The organism is Shewanella sp. HL-SH2 (genome assembly GCF_051164935.1).
GTDB lineage: Bacteria > Pseudomonadota > Gammaproteobacteria > Enterobacterales > Shewanellaceae > Shewanella > Shewanella glacialimarina.
Genome location: NZ_CP195035.1, coordinates 962,179 through 980,663 on the forward strand (window position 1 = coordinate 962,179; position 18,485 = coordinate 980,663).

Annotated in this window: 15 protein-coding genes; 11 read left to right on the forward strand and 4 right to left on the reverse strand. The window is 42.6% G+C overall.

The features are described from left to right. Positions 1-6 precede the first annotated feature (6 nt). Positions 7-1,533, reverse strand: coding sequence for a YifB family Mg chelatase-like AAA ATPase (locus ACRWP9_RS04160; protein WP_434928922.1), 1,527 nt, complete (start codon positions 1,531-1,533; stop codon positions 7-9). A gap of 295 nt (positions 1,534-1,828) precedes the next feature. Here ACRWP9_RS04160 and ACRWP9_RS04165 point away from each other — a divergent pair, with 295 nt between their 5' ends. Further along, the gene (locus ACRWP9_RS04165; protein ID WP_226411589.1) at positions 1,829-3,121 is read left to right on the forward strand and encodes a hemolysin family protein; all 1,293 of its coding nucleotides are present in this window, start codon (positions 1,829-1,831) and stop codon (positions 3,119-3,121) included. Here ACRWP9_RS04165 and ilvY read toward each other — a convergent pair. Then, positions 3,118-3,990: an HTH-type transcriptional activator IlvY gene (gene ilvY, locus ACRWP9_RS04170; protein ID WP_434928013.1), complete on the reverse strand. Its 873-nt coding sequence runs from the start codon at positions 3,988-3,990 to the stop codon at positions 3,118-3,120. The genes ACRWP9_RS04165 and ilvY overlap by 4 nt on opposite strands. A gap of 199 nt (positions 3,991-4,189) precedes the next feature. Here ilvY and ilvC point away from each other — a divergent pair, with 199 nt between their 5' ends. The 10 genes from ilvC (at position 4,190) to ACRWP9_RS04220 (ending at position 16,859) form a co-directional block, all read left to right on the forward strand. After that, a complete protein-coding gene (ilvC, locus tag ACRWP9_RS04175) occupies positions 4,190-5,671 on the forward strand; it encodes a ketol-acid reductoisomerase (RefSeq protein WP_434928015.1) in 1,482 nt (493 codons plus the stop codon). 581 nt (positions 5,672-6,252) lie between these two features. Beyond that, positions 6,253-7,938 (forward strand): acetolactate synthase 2 catalytic subunit, encoded by a 1,686-nt coding sequence (ilvG, locus tag ACRWP9_RS04180; RefSeq protein WP_434928016.1) that lies wholly within the window; start codon positions 6,253-6,255, stop codon positions 7,936-7,938. Next, positions 7,938-8,198, forward strand: a complete 261-nt coding sequence (gene ilvM / locus ACRWP9_RS04185) for an acetolactate synthase 2 small subunit (protein ID WP_434928924.1) — start codon at positions 7,938-7,940, stop codon at positions 8,196-8,198. The genes ilvG and ilvM overlap by 1 nt, the downstream gene beginning before the upstream one ends. Positions 8,199-8,267: 69 nt before the next feature. After that, a complete protein-coding gene (gene ilvD, locus ACRWP9_RS04190) occupies positions 8,268-10,127 on the forward strand; it encodes a dihydroxy-acid dehydratase (RefSeq protein ID WP_434928017.1) in 1,860 nt (619 codons plus the stop codon). 3 nt (positions 10,128-10,130) lie between these two features. Further along, on the forward strand, positions 10,131-11,711 hold the full coding sequence (gene ilvA / locus ACRWP9_RS04195) for a threonine ammonia-lyase, biosynthetic (RefSeq protein ID WP_434928019.1): 1,581 nt from the start codon (positions 10,131-10,133) through the stop codon (positions 11,709-11,711). 163 nt (positions 11,712-11,874) lie between these two features. Further along, on the forward strand, positions 11,875-13,011 hold the full coding sequence (locus ACRWP9_RS04200; RefSeq protein ID WP_434928021.1) for a pyridoxal-phosphate-dependent aminotransferase family protein: 1,137 nt from the start codon (positions 11,875-11,877) through the stop codon (positions 13,009-13,011). 183 nt (positions 13,012-13,194) lie between these two features. After that, entirely contained in the window at positions 13,195-14,001 is an 807-nt protein-coding gene (locus tag ACRWP9_RS04205) for a substrate-binding periplasmic protein (protein ID WP_434928023.1), read from the forward strand. A 312-nt stretch (positions 14,002-14,313) separates the two neighbouring features. Then, complete coding sequence (locus tag ACRWP9_RS04210; RefSeq protein WP_434928024.1) at positions 14,314-15,066, forward strand: hypothetical protein; 753 nt, start codon at positions 14,314-14,316, stop codon at positions 15,064-15,066. A gap of 30 nt (positions 15,067-15,096) precedes the next feature. Next, on the forward strand, positions 15,097-16,119 hold the full coding sequence (locus tag ACRWP9_RS04215; protein WP_434928026.1) for a sensor histidine kinase: 1,023 nt from the start codon (positions 15,097-15,099) through the stop codon (positions 16,117-16,119). Continuing rightward, positions 16,116-16,859 (forward strand): LytR/AlgR family response regulator transcription factor, encoded by a 744-nt coding sequence (locus tag ACRWP9_RS04220; RefSeq protein ID WP_434928027.1) that lies wholly within the window; start codon positions 16,116-16,118, stop codon positions 16,857-16,859. The genes ACRWP9_RS04215 and ACRWP9_RS04220 overlap by 4 nt, the downstream gene beginning before the upstream one ends. 223 nt (positions 16,860-17,082) lie before the next feature. On the opposite strand, the gene fis is transcribed toward ACRWP9_RS04220, so the two are convergent. After that, entirely contained in the window at positions 17,083-17,388 is a 306-nt protein-coding gene (fis, locus tag ACRWP9_RS04225; RefSeq protein ID WP_011494902.1) for a DNA-binding transcriptional regulator Fis, read from the reverse strand. 23 nt (positions 17,389-17,411) lie between these two features. Next, entirely contained in the window at positions 17,412-18,374 is a 963-nt protein-coding gene (gene dusB, locus ACRWP9_RS04230) for a tRNA dihydrouridine synthase DusB (RefSeq protein WP_226411578.1), read from the reverse strand. Positions 18,375-18,485: the final 111 nt, after the last annotated feature.

The window sequence follows — 18,485 nt, forward strand, 5'->3', positions numbered from 1 at the left end:
TTTATTTTAATATTGTCTACTTAAACTGGCTAACAGGCGGTCCATTGCGCGGTAACCTAAGGCTTGAGCAATGTGGCTGCGGTCTGTATTTTGACTATTTTGTAGGTCAGCAATAGTACGAGCTACGCGCTGAATTCTGTGAAAGCTACGCACTGATAACCCGAGTTTAACTACACTTTGTTCTAAAAAAACCAGATCTTGATGGCAAATACCGCTGTGCTGATTAAGTAGTTTAGGGCTTAATTCACTATTTAACACCCCGCTGCGACTCAGTTGTAAATCTCGAGCACGTTTGACACGCAGTGCAATGCTAGCGCTGGTTTCTGAAGTGGTATTGGTCTGAGTTAACGTACCAGACGGTAATTTAGGTACATCTATAGTTAAATCAAATCTGTCTAAAAAAGGCCCTGATAAACGTGATAAATAACGCTGAATTTGATCTGGTGTCGCCCGCGCATGTTCGGTATCACCGCATGGACTAGGATTCATTGCAGCAATTAGCTGAAATCGGCTTGAAAAGGTCAGCTTGGCTGCGGCGCGTGAGATCACTACCTCGCCACTTTCCATCGGCTCCCTTAGGCAATCTAATACTTTACGGGGAAACTCGGCTATTTCATCTAAAAATAGAATGCCGCGATGGGCTAATGAAATCTCCCCGGGTTTTGGGTGACTTCCGCCGCCGACCAATGAAATCGAGGAACAAGTATGATGTGGTGCGCGAAAGGGACGGTTCAAGAAGTTAGCCGGTTTAATACTGAGCGCCGCCACTGAATGAATCGCCGCGACTTCTATTGCTTCTTCATAAGTCAGTTTCGGCATCAACGGAATAATTCGATTGGCCAACATCGACTTGCCAGTGCCTGGTGGCCCCAGCATTAGCATGTTATGCCCGCCAGCAGCGGCAATTTCTAATGCTTGTTTTGCTTGGTGCTGGCCAATCACTTCGCTCATACATAAATGGCTTTCATCAGTGGGGGCGTCATCTATCCATTGGGGTAAGTTATCTAACTTAGGCAATTGTGATTGCCCGTGAAGAAAAGCCGCTAAATGCTGTAAATGGGCGACAAAAAAGCAGTGTTCATAGCCTACAAGTTCAGCTTCATAACGATTTTCTAGTGGCATAAATAAATGATGATATTGATTTTTTGCAGCGATAATGGCGGGCAAAATACCACTACAGGATCTAACATGCCCCGATAGTGCAAGCTCACCAATAAATTCATATTGGGCGATATTCTTAATTGGGATTTGCCCTGATGCAGCTAAAATACCAATAGCGATAGGTAAATCGTAGCGACCACCCTGTTTAGGTAAGTCTGCAGGGGCAAGGTTAACGGTAATTCTGCGTTGTGGCACTTCAAAGCCTGCATTAATCAAGGCACTGCGGACTCGCTCTTTTGCTTCTTTTACTGAGGTTTCTGGCAAGCCGACTAAATTAAAGGCCGGCAGACCATTACTTAAATGGACTTCAACGGTCACTATGGGGGCATCAACGCCACAACTGGCGCGAGTGTTAATACAGGCAATTGCCATAAACAGATCCTTTGCAGTGGTTAATCCTGATTCCATGGATTAATCAATAAAAATATAGGCAGTTCGATTGATATTCAGTAAGTGTAGACTATTTTATAAATAATACTTCGAGTACCATACGGCGATTTTTAGCAGCATAAAGATGCTTGGTTCCACTAAAGTAGATTAATGCCGTTTCTAATTTAGCCGTAACTGCCAAAGTTGTTGCTATTTGCCCCCCTTATAATGGTCATGATGTGTATCGTGCTCTTATTGATTTAACCAGCCTATAAACAAAAATTAGGCAGAGGTAGTAATGAGTTTTGTTGACAATTTTTTAATTATGATGGGGTTAATTGCGATTAGCTGTTTCTTTTCTCTGTCAGAAATCGCCTTAGCCGCTGCCCGTAAAATTCGCTTGCAAGCCCTTGCTGAAGAAGGTGATATTCGCGCGTTTAAAGTGCTTAGCTTGCAAGCGCATCCAGGCAGTTTTTTCACTGTGGTACAAATAGGGCTTAATGCCGTTGCTATTATGGGCGGTATTGTGGGTGAAGGCGCATTTAGGCCCTATTTTGAAGGTCTATTATCGTCATGGGTTGACCCTGCTTGGGTCAGTCAAAGCAGTTTTGTATTGTCATTTATTTGTGTGACTTCACTGTTTATCTTATTTGCGGACTTAATGCCAAAACGTATTGCCATGGTGATGCCTGAAAAGGTGGCGGTAACCTTAGTCGCGCCCATGCTGCTATGCATTACGCTGTTAAAACCTTTTGTTTGGCTTTTTAATGGTTTGGCGAATGGCTTATTTAAGTTATTACAAATTCCTATGATACGGAATGACCAAATTACCCATGATGATATTTACGCGATAATGAGTGCAGGCACTGAAGCGGGAGTGTTAGATAAAGGTGAGCAGCAAATGATGGAGAATGTATTTGAAATGCAGTCCGTCCCTGTTACCTCAGCAATGACAGCGCGTGAAAGTTTAGTGTTTTTTTTACAGCAAGATTCCGAAGACACCATAAAACGTAAAATTGCAGATCAACCCCACAGCAAGTTTTTGGTGTGTAATGGCCAACTAGACACTATTTTGGGTTACGTCGATGCTAAAGAAATTTTACTTAGGGTAATTAATGGTCAAAGCATTAATTTAAAAGACAGCTCCTTGGTACATAGCTGTCTGATTATTCCCGATACACTGACCTTGTCTGAGTCGATGGAGTATTTTAAAAATAATCGCACCGGATTTGCGGTGGTGATGAATGAATACGCTTTAGTTGTCGGTATCGTGACCACCAATGATTTACAAAGTGCAGTAATGGGCGCTTGGTCGTTACATGAAAGTGAAGAGCAAATAGTTAGCCGTGATGACAGCTCATGGTTAGTGGATGGCGTGACACCGATAACTGATGTGATGCGGGCATTTAATATTGAGTCATTTCCCCATAGCCAAAACTATGAAACCATCGCGGGTTTTATTATGTATATGCTACGTAAAATACCCAAACGAACCGACTTCGTTAATTATGGCGGCTATAAATTTGAAGTGGTCGACATTGATTCATACAAAGTCGACCAGTTATTAGTGACGAAAATAGACCAGCCTTAAATGACCTGTAAAAATGCATTGATGATTGGATCCTCAGTGCGCTTGTCTTTGCAACAACAGCCTAGCTCAAACCCTGGAATTTCAACCGGTGAAGCCACCATTTGAATGCGCCCTCGCACTGGGCTATTTTGAATCACTACATCAGGGCTAATGCCAACCCCGCATCCTAACGCTACCATTGAGGCAATTGCTTCTTGTCCTGCAACTTGGGCATAAATGTTCGGCTTGAAACCCATTTGCTTAAACCAGTTATCCACACGACGGCGTCCAGGGCCATGATCAGGCACAATAAAGGGTAATTTATCCCACTCAATATTAGCTTGTGACACCATCTGCTGAACCTGGCAGGGCATAGTGGGCGCGATAATAGATAAAGGTACATAATCAATTTTGCTGAAATGAATACTTGGGGCAAGGGCATCTGGCAGCGCAAGAATGGCAATGTCTGCTCTATTTTGTTGCACCTCGTTAATGGCATTAGCAGGATCTCCAGTGGTTAAGTTGATTTCTACATGCGGATGCTCACGTCTAAATCTGTCTAATAGTGATGGCAAGTGGCTGTAAGCTGCGGTAACCGAGCAGAAAATATTTAACCGACCACGTAACACATTTTGTTGTGGATCAATGCGCTGTTTCAACTGTGTCCATTCAGATAACGTTTGTTCAGCAAAATGCTTAAACTCAATACCTGCGTGGGTTAGGCTGACACTGCGATTATCTCGCTCAAGCAATTTACAACCCACTTCTTCTTCAAGCCTTTGCATCGCACGGCTTAATGTTGATGGACTAACATGGGTTTGCTCTGCGGTTTTAGCAAAATGCAAACTGTCGCATAAATGTAGGTAAAGCTTGAGTGAACGAATATCCATAACACCTCAGAGTTCAGGTTAAGTGTGCGCTGTTTGATATAGAAAACTATGTAATTTCATTAAATGCAATTACAAATACCGAATATATCATTTTAAGCAATAACATGCTTGCGCTATAGTAAGCTTAATCACAACTTCCGATGATTTAAATTATCTGAATGTTGCGTCTCAAATTTCTGAATTTTATAGGTGGTATCAGATGGCTAACTATTTTAACTCTCTGAATTTACGTCAACAATTATCTCAACTAGCACAATGTCGTTTTATGGACCGCAGCGAATTCTTAGACGGCTGCAATTATATTAAAGATTGGAACATTGTTATTTTAGGTTGTGGCGCTCAAGGGCTTAACCAGGGCTTAAACATGCGTGACTCTGGCTTGAATATTTCATTTGCCTTGCGTCCTCAAGCCATTGCTGAAAAGCGCGCCTCTTGGCAAAAAGCTACCGATAACGGTTTTACTGTTGGTACCTTTGAAGAGCTTATTCCTGCTGCAGATTTGGTATTAAACCTGACACCTGACAAACAACACACTGATGTTGTTAATACTGTTATGCCGTTAATGAAGCAAGGTGCAACATTATCTTATTCTCACGGTTTTAATATCGTTGAAGAAGGCATGCAAGTGCGGTCAGACATCACTGTTGTGATGGTGGCACCAAAATGTCCAGGTACTGAAGTACGCGAAGAATATAAGCGCGGCTTTGGTGTACCAACATTGATTGCGGTTCACCCAGAAAACGACCCTAATGGTGATGGCTTAGACATTGCTAAAGCCTATGCAAGTGCTACTGGTGGCGATCGTGCCGGTGTATTACTGTCATCGTTTATTGCCGAAGTTAAGTCTGACTTAATGGGCGAGCAAACGATTTTGTGTGGCATGTTACAAACCGGTGCCATTTTAGGTTACGAGAAAATGGTTGCCGACGGTGTTGAGCCAGGTTATGCCGGTAAACTCATTCAACAGGGTTGGGAAACCGTTACTGAAGCGCTTAAGCATGGCGGCATCACTAACATGATGGACCGTTTATCTAACCCGGCTAAAATTAAAGCCTTTGATATGGCTGAAGAATTAAAAGAAATTTTAGCGCCATTATTTGCCAAGCATATGGACGATATTATTAGTGGTGAGTTTTCTCGCACCATGATGGCTGATTGGGCTAATGATGATGCCAACTTGCTTAAATGGCGTGCAGAAACTAACGAAACCGCATTCGAAAATTCACCGGTTTCAAGTGAGCACATCGACGAGCAAACGTACTTTGATAAGGGCATCTTTTTGGTCGCGATGATCAAAGCGGGTGTTGAGCTAGCATTCGATACTATGGTTGCTTCAGGTATTGTCGAAGAGTCAGCTTATTATGAGTCGCTACATGAAACGCCGTTAATTGCTAACACTATTGCACGCAAGCGCTTGTATGAAATGAACATTGTTATTTCAGATACCGCTGAATATGGTTGTTACTTATTTAACCATGCAGCAGTGCCGTTATTACGTGATTACGTTAATGCCATGTCACCAGAGTTTTTAGGTAGCGGTTTGAAATCAGCTTCAACAGGTGTTGATAACCTTCGCTTAATTGAAGTCAATGAAGCCATTCGCAATACCGACGTTGAGTTTGTGGGTGCAGAGCTTCGCGGCTATATGACTGATATGAAAAGTATTGTAGAAGCTAGCTAACTACTAGTGGCTTAATCATTAAGCCGTTAACTCGTTAGAGTTATAGTCTAGGTTTATGAAATTAGATTTGTAAAAAAGTACTGATGAAGTACCTGTTCAGTTTAGATTATTTAATTAATCATAAGTTGTCGGACAGGCATCATTAGAGTGAGTAACTAAGGTGACCACTCTAGCAAATTTTTATTTGAGTAATCTAAATTGGGTTACTGCCAAATTTTTAGTTTGTTGTTTGCATTGTCTCGGCAGGGAAGCTGAATTTTTTTTTACAATACCGATTTTTACTTGTGTTGGATGAAGTTTGTATGGTATCACTTATCACACAGTTGATATTCAACACTCAAATTAGGAACTCAGTCTTTATATGTTTAACCAAGTAGCCCTACTCATTATTTCGATTATTACCGTAGTGATTATTAAATCACAGCGGGGGCTGCATTTGGCAAAAAGACTGACCTAGAGGTCACAAAATTCCAAAAACCCCCGCTCCGAAAGGACCGGGGGTTTTTTTGTTTTAAGGCGTTTGAACATTCACTGAACATACACATTGTCATCAAGTAGCGTTAATAAGTAGAGAGTACATTATGGAAGTAGGGCAAAAAATGAGAGGCGCAGACGCCGTAATCAAAGTACTAGCCGCACATGGTGTAACCACAGTGTTTGGTTACCCAGGTGGGGCTATTATGCCGATTTATGATGCCCTTTATGGTAGCCCTGTTGAGCATCTGTTAAGTCGCCATGAACAAGGTGCTGCTTTTGCCGCAGTCGGGTACGCCAGAGCCAGTGGCAAAACCGGTGTATGCTTTGCAACATCAGGACCGGGAGCGACCAATTTAATCACCTCACTTGCTGATGCATTACTTGATTCCGTGCCGTTAGTTGCCATTACAGGCCAGGTGTCGACCAGTGTAATTGGTACTGACGCCTTCCAAGAAATTGATGTGCTGGGCATGTCACTGTCTTGTACCAAGCACAGTTTTATGGTCACAGACATCAACGAGCTCATTCCGACTTTATATCGCGCTTTTGAAATTGCCGCCTCTGGAAGACCTGGACCTGTGTTGGTCGATATCCCTAAAGATATCCAAATAGCCGAACTTGAATACAAAACACCACTGCAATCGGTGGAAGTTGAATTGCAAGCCGAACAGGCTGATTTGGACGCCGCAGCTGAATTAATCAAAGCCGCCAAAAAACCCATGTTATACGTCGGTGGTGGCGTGGGTATGGCTGGTGCTGTTGGACACTTACGTCAGTTTATTACTCAAACAAAAATACCGTCTGTAGCCACTTTAAAAGGGCTTGGCAGTATTGCCCATGATGCACCGGGTTATCTTGGTATGCTAGGGATGCACGGTGGCAAAGCGGCTAATTTAGCGGTACAAGAATGTGATTTATTAATCGTAGTTGGGGCACGCTTTGATGACCGTGTAACCGGCCGCTTAGCCAGTTTTGCCAGTAATGCCAAGGTGCTGCATTTAGATATCGATGCCGCCGAGCTGGGCAAGTTACGCCAACCCGATGTGGCTATAGCGGCTGAACTGCGTGTTGTATTGCCAGCTTTAGCAGAAGCAGTCGTTGATGCGGTGCATATTCAGCCGTGGTTACAAGATATTGCCGACATGTCACGTCAATATAAATGGGATTATAACCACCCAGGTGAACTGATTTTTGCCCCTTCTATGTTACGCCGCTTAGCCAATAAGTTGCCTGAAGATAGCGTAGTCAGTTGTGATGTGGGTCAGCACCAAATGTGGGTGGCGCAACATATGTGGTTTAGACGTCCAGAAGATCACTTATCTAGCGCAGGTCTAGGCACTATGGGATTTGGATTGCCAGCTGCCATTGGCGCACAAGTAGCCAGACCTAATGCAACTGTGGTCACAGTATCGGGCGATGGCTCGTTCATGATGAACGTGCAAGAGTTAACCACCATCAAGCGCCGTAAGTTACCGGTTAAAATTTTACTGGTTGATAACCAAAAATTAGGCATGGTGAAGCAATGGCAGCAGCTATTTTTTGAAGAACGCTACAGCGAAACAGATTTATCAGACAACCCTAACTTTGTGTTAATGGCATCGGCATTTGATATCCCAGGGCGTACCATTACCCGCGCAGATCAGGTCGAAGAAGCCCTAGATGAAATGATTAATACCCCAGGTCCATTTATGTTGCATGTGTCGATTGATGACGCTTTCAACGTTTGGCCATTAGTGCCTCCAGGGGCCAGTAACAGTGAAATGATGGATCAAATGGAGAAGCAAACATGATGCTACATAATCTAGAGATAACCGTAAAACAATGTCCTGAAGTACTAGAGCGTGTTCTGCGTGTTACACGTCACCGTGGCTTCAAAGTGACTGAAATGAAAATGCACACTAAGGATGACAGCAACCTAGCGATTAATTTATGGGTTGAAGCCGAGCGTGCGATTGAATTATTAAGCAACCAATTAGACAAGCTGATTGATGTGACACAGTGTAAAGTGTTGCCGGTTGCCGCCCAATTAGATAAAACAGTAAACGCTTAATATTTTTAGCTTTCATCGGCAAAGATTAATCGATTTTATGCAGTAAAGAATTAAACAAGGAATAAAGCAATGCCAAAACTACGTTCAGCAACCAGTACCGAAGGTCGTAACATGGCAGGAGCTCGCGCACTTTGGCGCGCAACAGGCGTGAAAGAAACGGATTTTGGTAAGCCAATTATTGCCATCTCTAACTCATTTACCCAATTTGTGCCGGGTCATGTGCATTTAAAAGATATGGGCTCGTTAGTAGCAAGCGCTATTGAAGAAGCAGGCGGTATCGCCAAAGAATTTAACACTATCGCAGTAGATGATGGTATTGCCATGGGCCATGGCGGCATGCTTTATAGCCTGCCATCACGTGAGTTAATTGCCGACAGCGTTGAATACATGGTTAATGCCCACTGTGCCGATGCATTAGTGTGTATTTCAAACTGCGACAAAATCACCCCAGGCATGTTGATGGCCGCACTAAGACTGAATATTCCAGTGGTTTTTGTCTCTGGTGGCCCAATGGAAGCTGGCAAAACTAAGCTATCAGATAAAATTATCAAACTTGATTTAGTCGATGCCATGGTTGCTGGTGCTGACACCAATGTTAGCGATGAAGACAGCAAACAAATTGAACGCAGTGCCTGTCCTACTTGTGGCTCGTGTTCGGGTATGTTTACCGCAAACTCAATGAACTGCCTAACTGAAGCGCTAGGGTTATCGTTACCGGGTAATGGCTCAATGTTGGCTACCCATGCGGATCGCCGTGAACTGTTTTTAGAAGCGGGTCGCCGAGTCATGAAGCTCGCAGAGCGTTATTACAAGCATGACGATGAAACTGCTTTACCACGTAATATCGCCTCATTTAAAGCGTTTGAAAACGCAACAACTTTAGATATCGCCATGGGCGGTTCATCTAACACGGTATTGCATTTATTGGCCGCCGCCCATGAAGCGGAAGTTGATTTCACCATGGCCGATATTGACCGTATTTCACGTTTAGTGCCGCACCTTTGTAAAGTCGCGCCATCTACCCCTAAATATCATATGGAAGACGTTCACCGTGCGGGTGGCGTCATGGGTATTTTAGGTGAGTTAGACAGAGCAGGCCTATTACATAATGACGTACCACATGTGGCTGCGGACAATGGCGGTGATTTAAAGTCAGTGTTAGCCAAATACGATATTAAACAAACCAATGACCCTGCCGTTATACGCTTCTTCAGTGCAGGACCTGCTGGTATTCCAACCCAAAAGGCCTTTAGCCAAGATTGTCGCTGGGACACTGTTGATGATGACCGTGAAAACGGCTGTATCCGTACGCGTGAATTCGCTTTCAGCCAAGAAGGCGGCTTAGCGGTATTGTCGGGTAATATCGCTGAAAAAGGCTGTATTGTGAAAACCGCAGGGGTTGATGATTCTAATTTAACCTTTGTGGGCAGCGCCCGTATTTATGAAAGCCAAGATGATGCCGTCGCCGGTATTTTAGGTGGCGAAGTGGTTGCCGGTGATGTGGTGGTTATTCGCTATGAAGGCCCTAAAGGCGGCCCAGGTATGCAGGAAATGCTGTACCCAACTACCTACCTTAAGTCTCGTGGGTTAGGGACCAAGTGTGCGTTAATTACCGATGGACGTTTCTCTGGCGGCACTTCTGGTTTATCGATTGGCCATATATCACCAGAAGCGGCTTCAGGTGGCACTATTGCCTTGATTGAAAATGGCGATCAAATTGCCATTGATATCCCTAATCGTAGCATCAAACTGAACGTCAGTGACCAAGCTTTAGCAGCGCGTCGCCAAGCAATGGACGCCAAAGGTGTGTTAGGTTGGAAACCCATTGGTCGTGAACGATATGTTTCATTGGCGTTGAAAGCGTATGCGCTATTAGCCACCAGTGCCGATCAAGGTGCTGTGCGCGATCGCAGTAAACTAGAGGGATAGATTATGCAGTCCTTGGTATCACCAACTCAATTGGAGCTAGCGCCCATGTCCTTAGCTCAGCAATATTTGCAAAAGATTTTGCTATCATCCGTTTATGATATTGCCGAGGTCACGCCGTTATCTGCTATGAAAAAAATGTCAGCTCGTTTAGGTTGTGATGTTTTTTTAAAGCGCGAAGATATGCAGCCGGTACACTCGTTCAAGCTTCGTGGTGCTTATAACCGCATTGCCGAATTAACCCCAGAACAATGCGCTTGTGGTGTTGTTTGTGCGTCAGCCGGTAATCATGCCCAAGGTGTGGCAATGTCGGCAGCAAGTCGTGGCATTAATGCGGTCATTGTGATGCCAAGCACAACGCCTGAAATTAAAATCGATGCGGTAAAGCGTTTGGGCGGCACAGTCGTATTGCACGGTCAAGCATTTGATCAAGCTAATGATTATGCTAAAGCATTGTCTGAATCAGAAGGTCGAGTGTACATTGCCCCATTTGATGATGAAGCTGTCATAGCAGGACAGGGCACAATTGCCCAGGAAATGGTGCAACAACAACGCGGGCTTGATGTGGTGTTTGTACCTGTTGGTGGTGGCGGGTTAATTGCAGGTATTGCGGCGTATTATAAAGCGGTAATGCCACACGTAAAAATTATTGGTGTTGAGCCGGAAGATGCCGCGTGTTTAAAAGCGGCATTAGAAGCCGATGAGCCCGTTACATTAAGTCAGGTAGGTTTATTTGCCGATGGCGTAGCCGTTAAGCGCATTGGTGATGAGCCTTTTCGGGTTGCTCGAGAATATGTTGATCATGTGATTACTGTGACCTCTGATGAAATCTGTGCCGCAGTAAAAGACATTTTTGAAGATACCCGCGCAATTGCGGAGCCCGCTGGTGCGTTATCTATTGCCGGTTTGAAAAAATACATGCTGGCATTTGAAAACGATGCAGACAAACCATTAAAGGTAGCGGCTATTTTAAGCGGTGCAAATGTCAACTTTCATAGCTTACGTTATGTGTCTGAACGTTGTGAATTAGGCGAGCAAAAAGAGGCCGTGCTAGCCGTTAAAATTCCTGAACAGCCTGGCAGTTTTCTGCGTTTTTGTGAGTTACTTGATAAGCGCGTGATGACTGAGTTTAATTACCGTTTTAGTAGCCGTGATATGGCCGTAGTGTTTGCCGGGATTCGCTTAAGTGGTGGTCAAACCGAACTGAAAAGTATTATTGCTAAGTTAGAATCGGAACACTTTGAAGTTCAAGACTTATCCCAAGACGAAACCGCAAAGTTACACGTGCGTTATATGGTTGGCGGTCATCCATTAGAATCATTAGAAGAGCGATTATTTAGCTTTGAGTTTCCTGAGTATCCAGGCGCATTGCTGAAGTTTTTAACCACATTACAAAGCCAGTGGAATATCAGTTTATTTCATTATCGTAATCATGGTGCAGCCTTTGGCCGCGTGTTAGCGGGTTTTGAAGTGCCTAAAAGTGATGATATCCCATTTGCCCGTTTTTTAACGGAGCTGGGCTTTGTCTACCAAGAAGAAACCAATAGCCCAGCCTATCAATTATTTTTAGGCGCTAAGGCTAAATAGTTATATAGCATACTAGCGTTACTTTTGGCGCCAGTATGCTAAGTTAACGTCAATGCCGAAACGAGAATATACTCGTTGGCTGAATACTATTTTTTCTATGTAGGGTAAATTTTTCAACTACTGCTATTTAATAAAATAGCTAGACCTAGTTAAGGAGACATTGATGTTGCCCGTACCGCAAATTGCTGCTTTTAACCCTCCACGTCGTATTTTGATGGGCCCAGGGCCGTCCGACGTTTATCCTGAAGTATTGGCTGCACAAGCCAAGCCGACTATCGGTCATTTAGATCCGCTGTTCGTTAATATGATGGATGAGCTAAAACAACTGATCCAGTATGCCTTTCAAACTAAGAATGAAATGACCCTAGCGGTATCTGCACCAGGCAGTGCTGGCATGGAGACCTGTTTTGTCAACTTAGTTGAGCCAGGTGAAAAGGTCATCGTGTGCCGTAATGGGGTGTTTGGCGAACGTATGCGCCAAAACGTTGAACGTGTCGGCGGCGTAGCCGTGGTAGTTGATAATGCTTGGGGAGAACCTGTTTGTCCAGAAGCGGTTGAACAGGCATTAGTGGCCAACCCTGATGCAAAATTTTTAGCCTTTGTACATGCAGAAACATCGACTGGTGCGTTATCTGATGCGCAAACTCTGTGTACACTTGCGCAGCTCCATGGCTGTTTAACCATAGTGGATGCGGTGACATCATTAGGGGGTGTAGAGCTACGTGTGGACGAGTGGGGTATTGATGCCATTTATTCGGGTAGCCAAAAGTGTCTATCATGCGTGCCGGGCTTATCGCCGGTATCGTTTTCAGACAAAGCCGTTGAAAAGCTTAAAAATCGTAAAACATTAGTACAAAGTTGGTTTTTAGACCAAACATTAGTCATGGGTTATTGGGGTAATAGCGCTGGTGGTAAACGTAGCTATCATCACACCGCCCCCGTTAATGCACTTTATGCATTGCATGAGTCATTAAGGGTATTGGCGAATGAAGGGCTAGAAAATGCCTGGGCGCGTCACCACAATATGCATGTGATTTTACGCGACGGACTGACTAAGCTAGGGCTTAAGTTTGTTGTTGAAGAGGCATACCGACTACCTCAGCTTAATACCGTTTATATTCCTGAAGGTATTGATGATGGCGCGGTGCGCAAACAACTGCTAGAGCAATACAACCTAGAAATTGGCGCAGGATTAGGCGCATTAGCAGGAAAAGCTTGGCGTATCGGTTTGATGGGTTTTGGTGCTAGAGCTGAAAATGTGGCCCTATGCCTTAAAGCACTTGAAGATGTGATGAATTAATTTGTGATGCGGATAAAACACAGGTGCCTATTGGTGCCTGTTTTTTTATGGCGACTTTATATGTTTCACGTTTATATTTATGAGCTATATTTGTTGAATGGTTGAGCTTGATCGACATTCATTATTCACGCTATGCTTGCACTATAACTGGCACAAAAAATAATAAAAGGTAACACTTACCCTATGCTAGGTTCTCAAAGGCATTATTTCTCACTCGCTTTGACCTCTAGCGTATTACTGACGTGTCTAGCATCTATGCTTCAACTAGTCGTATCACAACCATTGTCTGCTACAGAGTTGAGGGTAGATAAAAAAATCATTATCGCGTCCCCTACAGCTCGCCCGCCTTATATATTACAAGATGAACAATCAGGTATTGAACTGGATATCATCCGTCAGGTATTTGCCAGTGAAGGCATAAAGGTTGAGTTTCAGTTTTCTTCCCGTAATCGCCAATTATTGCATTTTCAACAGAAAAAAGCGGATGCCATTATGACGGTAAATCAGCATACAGGTGTTGGAGGGTTCGCTTCAGATAATTATATTTCATACCACAATGTAGCGATTAGCTTAGCCAAAAATGACTTACGTATTACTAGCATTGATGATTTAAAACATTACAGCGTGGTGGCCTTTTTGAATGCCCAACACGTTATGGGCAACACTTTTAACAAAATGACCCAAAATAATCCCTCCTATTTGGAAGTGTCACCACAAGAAAAACAAAATAAAATGCTTTATAAAGAACGCATTGATATCGTGATAGCCGACCGGTACGTGTTCCAAGATTTAAACCGTATGATCGCCAAAGATATCGATGTAACAGCAAGCTTGCATTATCACATGATATTTTCAGGACCGGATTATTATCTAAGCTTCCATGATGAGGCATTAAAAAACACGTTTAATCGTGGTTTAAAAACAATTCGAGCCAGTGGTGAGTATAAGCAGCTTGAACAACAATATTTTGTCGATGTAGAAACAAAATAGCATATTACTGATTATCCGCTAGGCTAACTCAATTCACTTGATTCACTTTACTTCAATTTAATCCAATCCAATGCGCTAGTACCTTGATAACATAATAGCGTCGACCAGCTATTTTTAGCTAATTCCCCCATAGCAAACCTAAACCATTAGATTAATCATTTGGTGTAATCGTCATTTTCAGCCCTTTAATAAGATTTTCCCCCTGCTTATAGATTATGTATTTTGTCTTAATTGTCAGCACGCTACTTTAATCACACAACCAGCGGTTCCTACCGTTGTAAAAAATAATCAATAGCTTAAAGAGGGCGCACCATGACTACTCATCAAAACGTTGCTTTAGTACAACAATTTAAAACTCAAAAATTCATTAACTATATCTTAGGCATTAGTCTCTTATCATTAGGAAGTTATGTTTTTTTAGATAAATTAGATAACAGCCCTAATAAGATGACGTTTGAAGAGATTTCTGTTGAACGTATTAATATTGTAGAGAAAAATGGCTTAAACCGAATGGTACTCTCAAACGCTGATAAAGCGCCTGGGGTTGATAAGTTTGGTAAGGAAGTATTTCGCTCTAATGAGCCTAGACCGGGTATGATTTTTTATAATGATGAGGGCACAGAAAATGGCGGTTTCATTTTCCGTGGTAAAAAAGACAATGGAGAGGTTAATCATGGGTTACACATGTCTTTTGATCGCTATAACCAAGACCAGACTATGATGATGCAGCATATTGAGCAAAAAGATTTTATGATCACCGGCTTAACCGTTATGGATAGACCTGATACCGATATGGACTTTGAATTGACCAAGGCATTTATTAAAGCGCAGTCAGAAGGAGATACTGCTAAATTAGCTGCCCTCGAGCAACAATATATAGAAGACAATAAAGGTGCAGTGCATCGTGCTTTTTACGGTACCTTAAATGGTAGCTCACAATTACGCTTAAATGATGCTCAGGGTAATAAGCGAATTCAACTGGTAGTGACTGAATCGGGTGAAGCAAAACTGGAGTTTTTAGACGACAAAGGCCAAGTGATTATGCGGTTGCCAGAAAATAACTAAACTCAAATGAATTTAAATAGAGTCAACATCATGAATAAACTTATTAATATTATTATTATCAGCCTTTTTTCGATATTTATGGTGTTGTACTCTGCACTTTTACAGGCCAAACCTGGTGAGGCCATTCAATGGCATTTTGATGCCCCAGTGTGGATGGCCATTCAATGTCTTATTGCGCAATGGCTTACTTTACGCTGGTTTAGCTTCTATCAAAACAGCAAACACATACTAAGCAATACACAATGCTATATACGAGTATTTTTACTCAGTAATGTCAGTTTTACCTTTGCCGTTACAGGGTTAATTGTCGCGCTTGAGTTTGCGATAGGTATTCAAGCAATTAATGTGGTTCATATCATATCGCTTTTGAGTATGCAGTTTATTTTGCATACCATAGTGGGTGGTTTTACCTTAGCATTCAAAGTGTTTGAAGATATAAAACAACAACATAGCGCGCTAGAACAAAGCGAAAAAGCGTTACTGCAAAGCCAAGTAAAAACATTACAGCAGCATATTGATCCACATTTTTTATTCAATAACCTCAATGTGTTGTCGGCATTGATACAACAAGACCCTGATGAAGCGGATGAATACCTTAATACCTTTAGCGATATTTACCGTTATATTTTACAGCATAAAGATCACTCTTTAGTACCGCTTGAACATGAACTGATTTTTGCAAAAAATTACATGTCATTAATATCAACACGGTTTGAAGGGGCTTATGTGCTTGAGATTATTCAAAAGCCTGGGGATAATTTACGCAGTCATATTTTACCCTGTGCTTTGCAACTCGCTATTGAAAATGTGATTAAGCATAATCAAGGCAATAAACTTGCCCCTACCAAGATTGAAATAACAATTGATGCTGATAAAGTCAGTATTGGTAATCAGATTAGTCAGAAAAGCTTTAAACCTGAGTCTACTCAATTAGGTCTGCAAAACTTACGCACACGCTGTGTGGCTATTTGTAACCAACCTTTAGAAGTTGAGCATACCGAACATTATTTCAGGCTCACTTTACCTTTATCTGTTCACAGGGAGTTTGCATGAGAGTGTTAGTGATTGAAGATGAGCCGTTGGCTGCCCAAAAACTGATTGGTTTTATTCATCGTTACTATCCCGAGGCTGAAATTGTTGCACAAATAGATAAAGTAGCCGATGTCATTACATTCTTTGATAATCAGCCACTGTTAGACCTTATTTTCTCTGACATTGAATTGTTAGATGGCCAGGTCTTTAACGCTCTTAATGCCCTTGATTTACCTTGCCCTGTTATATACACCACATCTTATGATCAACATTGGGGTGATGCTTTTCAAAATCAGGGGGTTGAATATCTGCTCAAACCTTTTTCATATAAGCGTTTCTCTGCGGCTATGTTGAGCTATGAACAATTAAAGCATAACTTAACTCAGGTTCAGATAGGTCAGCCCAGTGTTGAACAGCCAATCTATAAAAGCCGCTTTTTATTGCGTAAATCACAAGTGGTCGAAATACTTAAAACCGATGACATAGTGTGTTTGCGCGCTGCGGCAGGGGTTATTTCTGCTTACGATAAACTCGGCCAGCATCATATGCTGACAGGCAACTCGATTACTGAACTTGAACAACAACTCGACCCTAAGCAGTTTTTCAGGCTCAACCGCAGCGATTTAATTAATTTGAATTATATTCAAGCATTCGAGAATTACGGCAAAGATACCGTCGCGGTAACAACGACAATATTAAAAGAGCCACTTATTACCAGCAAAACTCGCACAGCACAATTTAAAAAATGGTTAGACGGTTGAGTATAATAGGTTAGTCATAGCGGTTTTAGTTGGCCATATTAGTGACATCGCCCAATACAAAGGCTATATAAAACAAATGTTGTTATGAGATATTTTATGGGTGAAAAGACTAAAAGAATAAGGGACAACAAAAAAGAAGGTGCATATGCGGATACATATACGCAAAAACGGGCTTATCATTGCTGATAAGCCCGTTTTCTTACAATCACTTAGACGTTGAGTCTTAGTTCATGCCATATTTTTTTAGCTTCTTACGTAAAGTACCACGGTTGATACCTAACATGTTCGCTGCGCGAGTTTGGTTGCCACGAGTGTGTTGCATGATAATGTCTAGTAAAGGTGCTTCAACTTCACTAAGTACCATTTCATACACTTCTGAAGCTTCCTGACCGTCTAACTGAGAGAAGAAGTTGGTTACGGCGCGTTTAACTGCGTCGCGTAATAACTGCGGCTTGATAGTGCCGTTTGCTGTTTCGATTTTGCCTACGGTAAGCTGGTGAACTTCTGTGTTAGTTGTCTGATCAAACATTCTATTCTGCTCTTTAATTAATTTTACACTAATTCTTCAAAATAACATTCCACAAAGGAATGCTGTTGGACAGCGGTTTCAAGCCTGTTGAAGTCAGCACGCCATTGACGTTGTTCTTCCTGGTTTAGGTACCATCCGATATGCTTTCTGGCAAAACGGACACCTTTGTACTCGCCATACAGATTATAAAGTTTATCAAGGTGTTCAAGCATCACAGTGCGTTGCTCTTCTGCCCCGATAGGCGCTAACTTTGTACCTGTTTCCAAGTAGTGCTGAATCTCTTTAAAAATCCAGGGCCTTCCTTGTGCACCTCTTCCTATCATCACCGCATCAGCACCCGTATAATCAAGCACAAATTTGGCTTTTTCGGGGCTGTTAATATCGCCATTGGCAACAACCGGAATCGAGATATTCTGTTTTATTGCTTTAATTGTGTCGTATTCGGCAAAGCCTTTATACATACATTGCTTTGTACGGCCATGAACCGCTAACGAAGCAATGCCACAATCTTGGGCAATTTGGGCTATTTGGATCCCGTTACGATTATCTGGGTCCCACCCTGTGCGAATTTTTAAAGTTACCGGAACATCCACTGCGCTAACCACGGCTTGTAAAATCTCTTTTACTAAGCAGGGGTTTTGCATCAATGCAGAACCAGCTAACTTTTTATTCACTTTTTTTGCTGGGCAACCCATATTGATATCAATGATATGCGCGCCTTGTTCAACGTTGAACTGAGCGGCATTAGCCATTAAATCAGGGTCTGCACCTGCAATTTGTACGGAGCGTATTCCTTCTTCGCCTGAATGCGCCATGCGCATGCGGCTTTTATCCGAGTCCCAAACATCAGGATTGGACGACAACATTTCAGATACTGCTAAGGCTGCGCCATAACGTAAACAAAGGTTGCGGAAGGCTTGATCGGTGACACCTGCCATTGGTGCCACGATCAGCTGGTTAGACAGTTGATAGGGGCCAATTCGCATTTGCTGATTTCACCTTGCTCTTCAAAGGGGCGCTATAGTAGCCCTTTTTGACCAGCTTGAAAAGGTCAATAAATGACCTAAACAAAACTTTTTTACTTGACTTTTGATCTC

Bases quoted from the DNA above. Each gene is read 5' to 3' on its own strand.
- ACRWP9_RS04160 (WP_434928922.1), bottom strand. From the start codon at position 1,533: ATGGCAATTGCCTGTATTAACACTCGCGCCAGTTGTGGCGTTGATGCC.
- ACRWP9_RS04165 (WP_226411589.1), top strand. From the start codon at position 1,829: ATGAGTTTTGTTGACAATTTTTTAATTATGATGGGGTTAATTGCGATT.
- ilvY (WP_434928013.1), bottom strand. From the start codon at position 3,990: ATGGATATTCGTTCACTCAAGCTTTACCTACATTTATGCGACAGTTTG.
- ilvC (WP_434928015.1), top strand. From the start codon at position 4,190: ATGGCTAACTATTTTAACTCTCTGAATTTACGTCAACAATTATCTCAA.
- ilvG (WP_434928016.1), top strand. From the start codon at position 6,253: ATGGAAGTAGGGCAAAAAATGAGAGGCGCAGACGCCGTAATCAAAGTA.
- ilvM (WP_434928924.1), top strand. From the start codon at position 7,938: ATGCTACATAATCTAGAGATAACCGTAAAACAATGTCCTGAAGTACTA.
- ilvD (WP_434928017.1), top strand. From the start codon at position 8,268: ATGCCAAAACTACGTTCAGCAACCAGTACCGAAGGTCGTAACATGGCA.
- ilvA (WP_434928019.1), top strand. From the start codon at position 10,131: ATGCAGTCCTTGGTATCACCAACTCAATTGGAGCTAGCGCCCATGTCC.
- ACRWP9_RS04200 (WP_434928021.1), top strand. From the start codon at position 11,875: ATGTTGCCCGTACCGCAAATTGCTGCTTTTAACCCTCCACGTCGTATT.
- ACRWP9_RS04205 (WP_434928023.1), top strand. From the start codon at position 13,195: ATGCTAGGTTCTCAAAGGCATTATTTCTCACTCGCTTTGACCTCTAGC.
- ACRWP9_RS04210 (WP_434928024.1), top strand. From the start codon at position 14,314: ATGACTACTCATCAAAACGTTGCTTTAGTACAACAATTTAAAACTCAA.
- ACRWP9_RS04215 (WP_434928026.1), top strand. From the start codon at position 15,097: ATGAATAAACTTATTAATATTATTATTATCAGCCTTTTTTCGATATTT.
- ACRWP9_RS04220 (WP_434928027.1), top strand. From the start codon at position 16,116: ATGAGAGTGTTAGTGATTGAAGATGAGCCGTTGGCTGCCCAAAAACTG.
- fis (WP_011494902.1), bottom strand. From the start codon at position 17,388: ATGTTTGATCAGACAACTAACACAGAAGTTCACCAGCTTACCGTAGGC.
- dusB (WP_226411578.1), bottom strand. From the start codon at position 18,374: ATGCGAATTGGCCCCTATCAACTGTCTAACCAGCTGATCGTGGCACCA.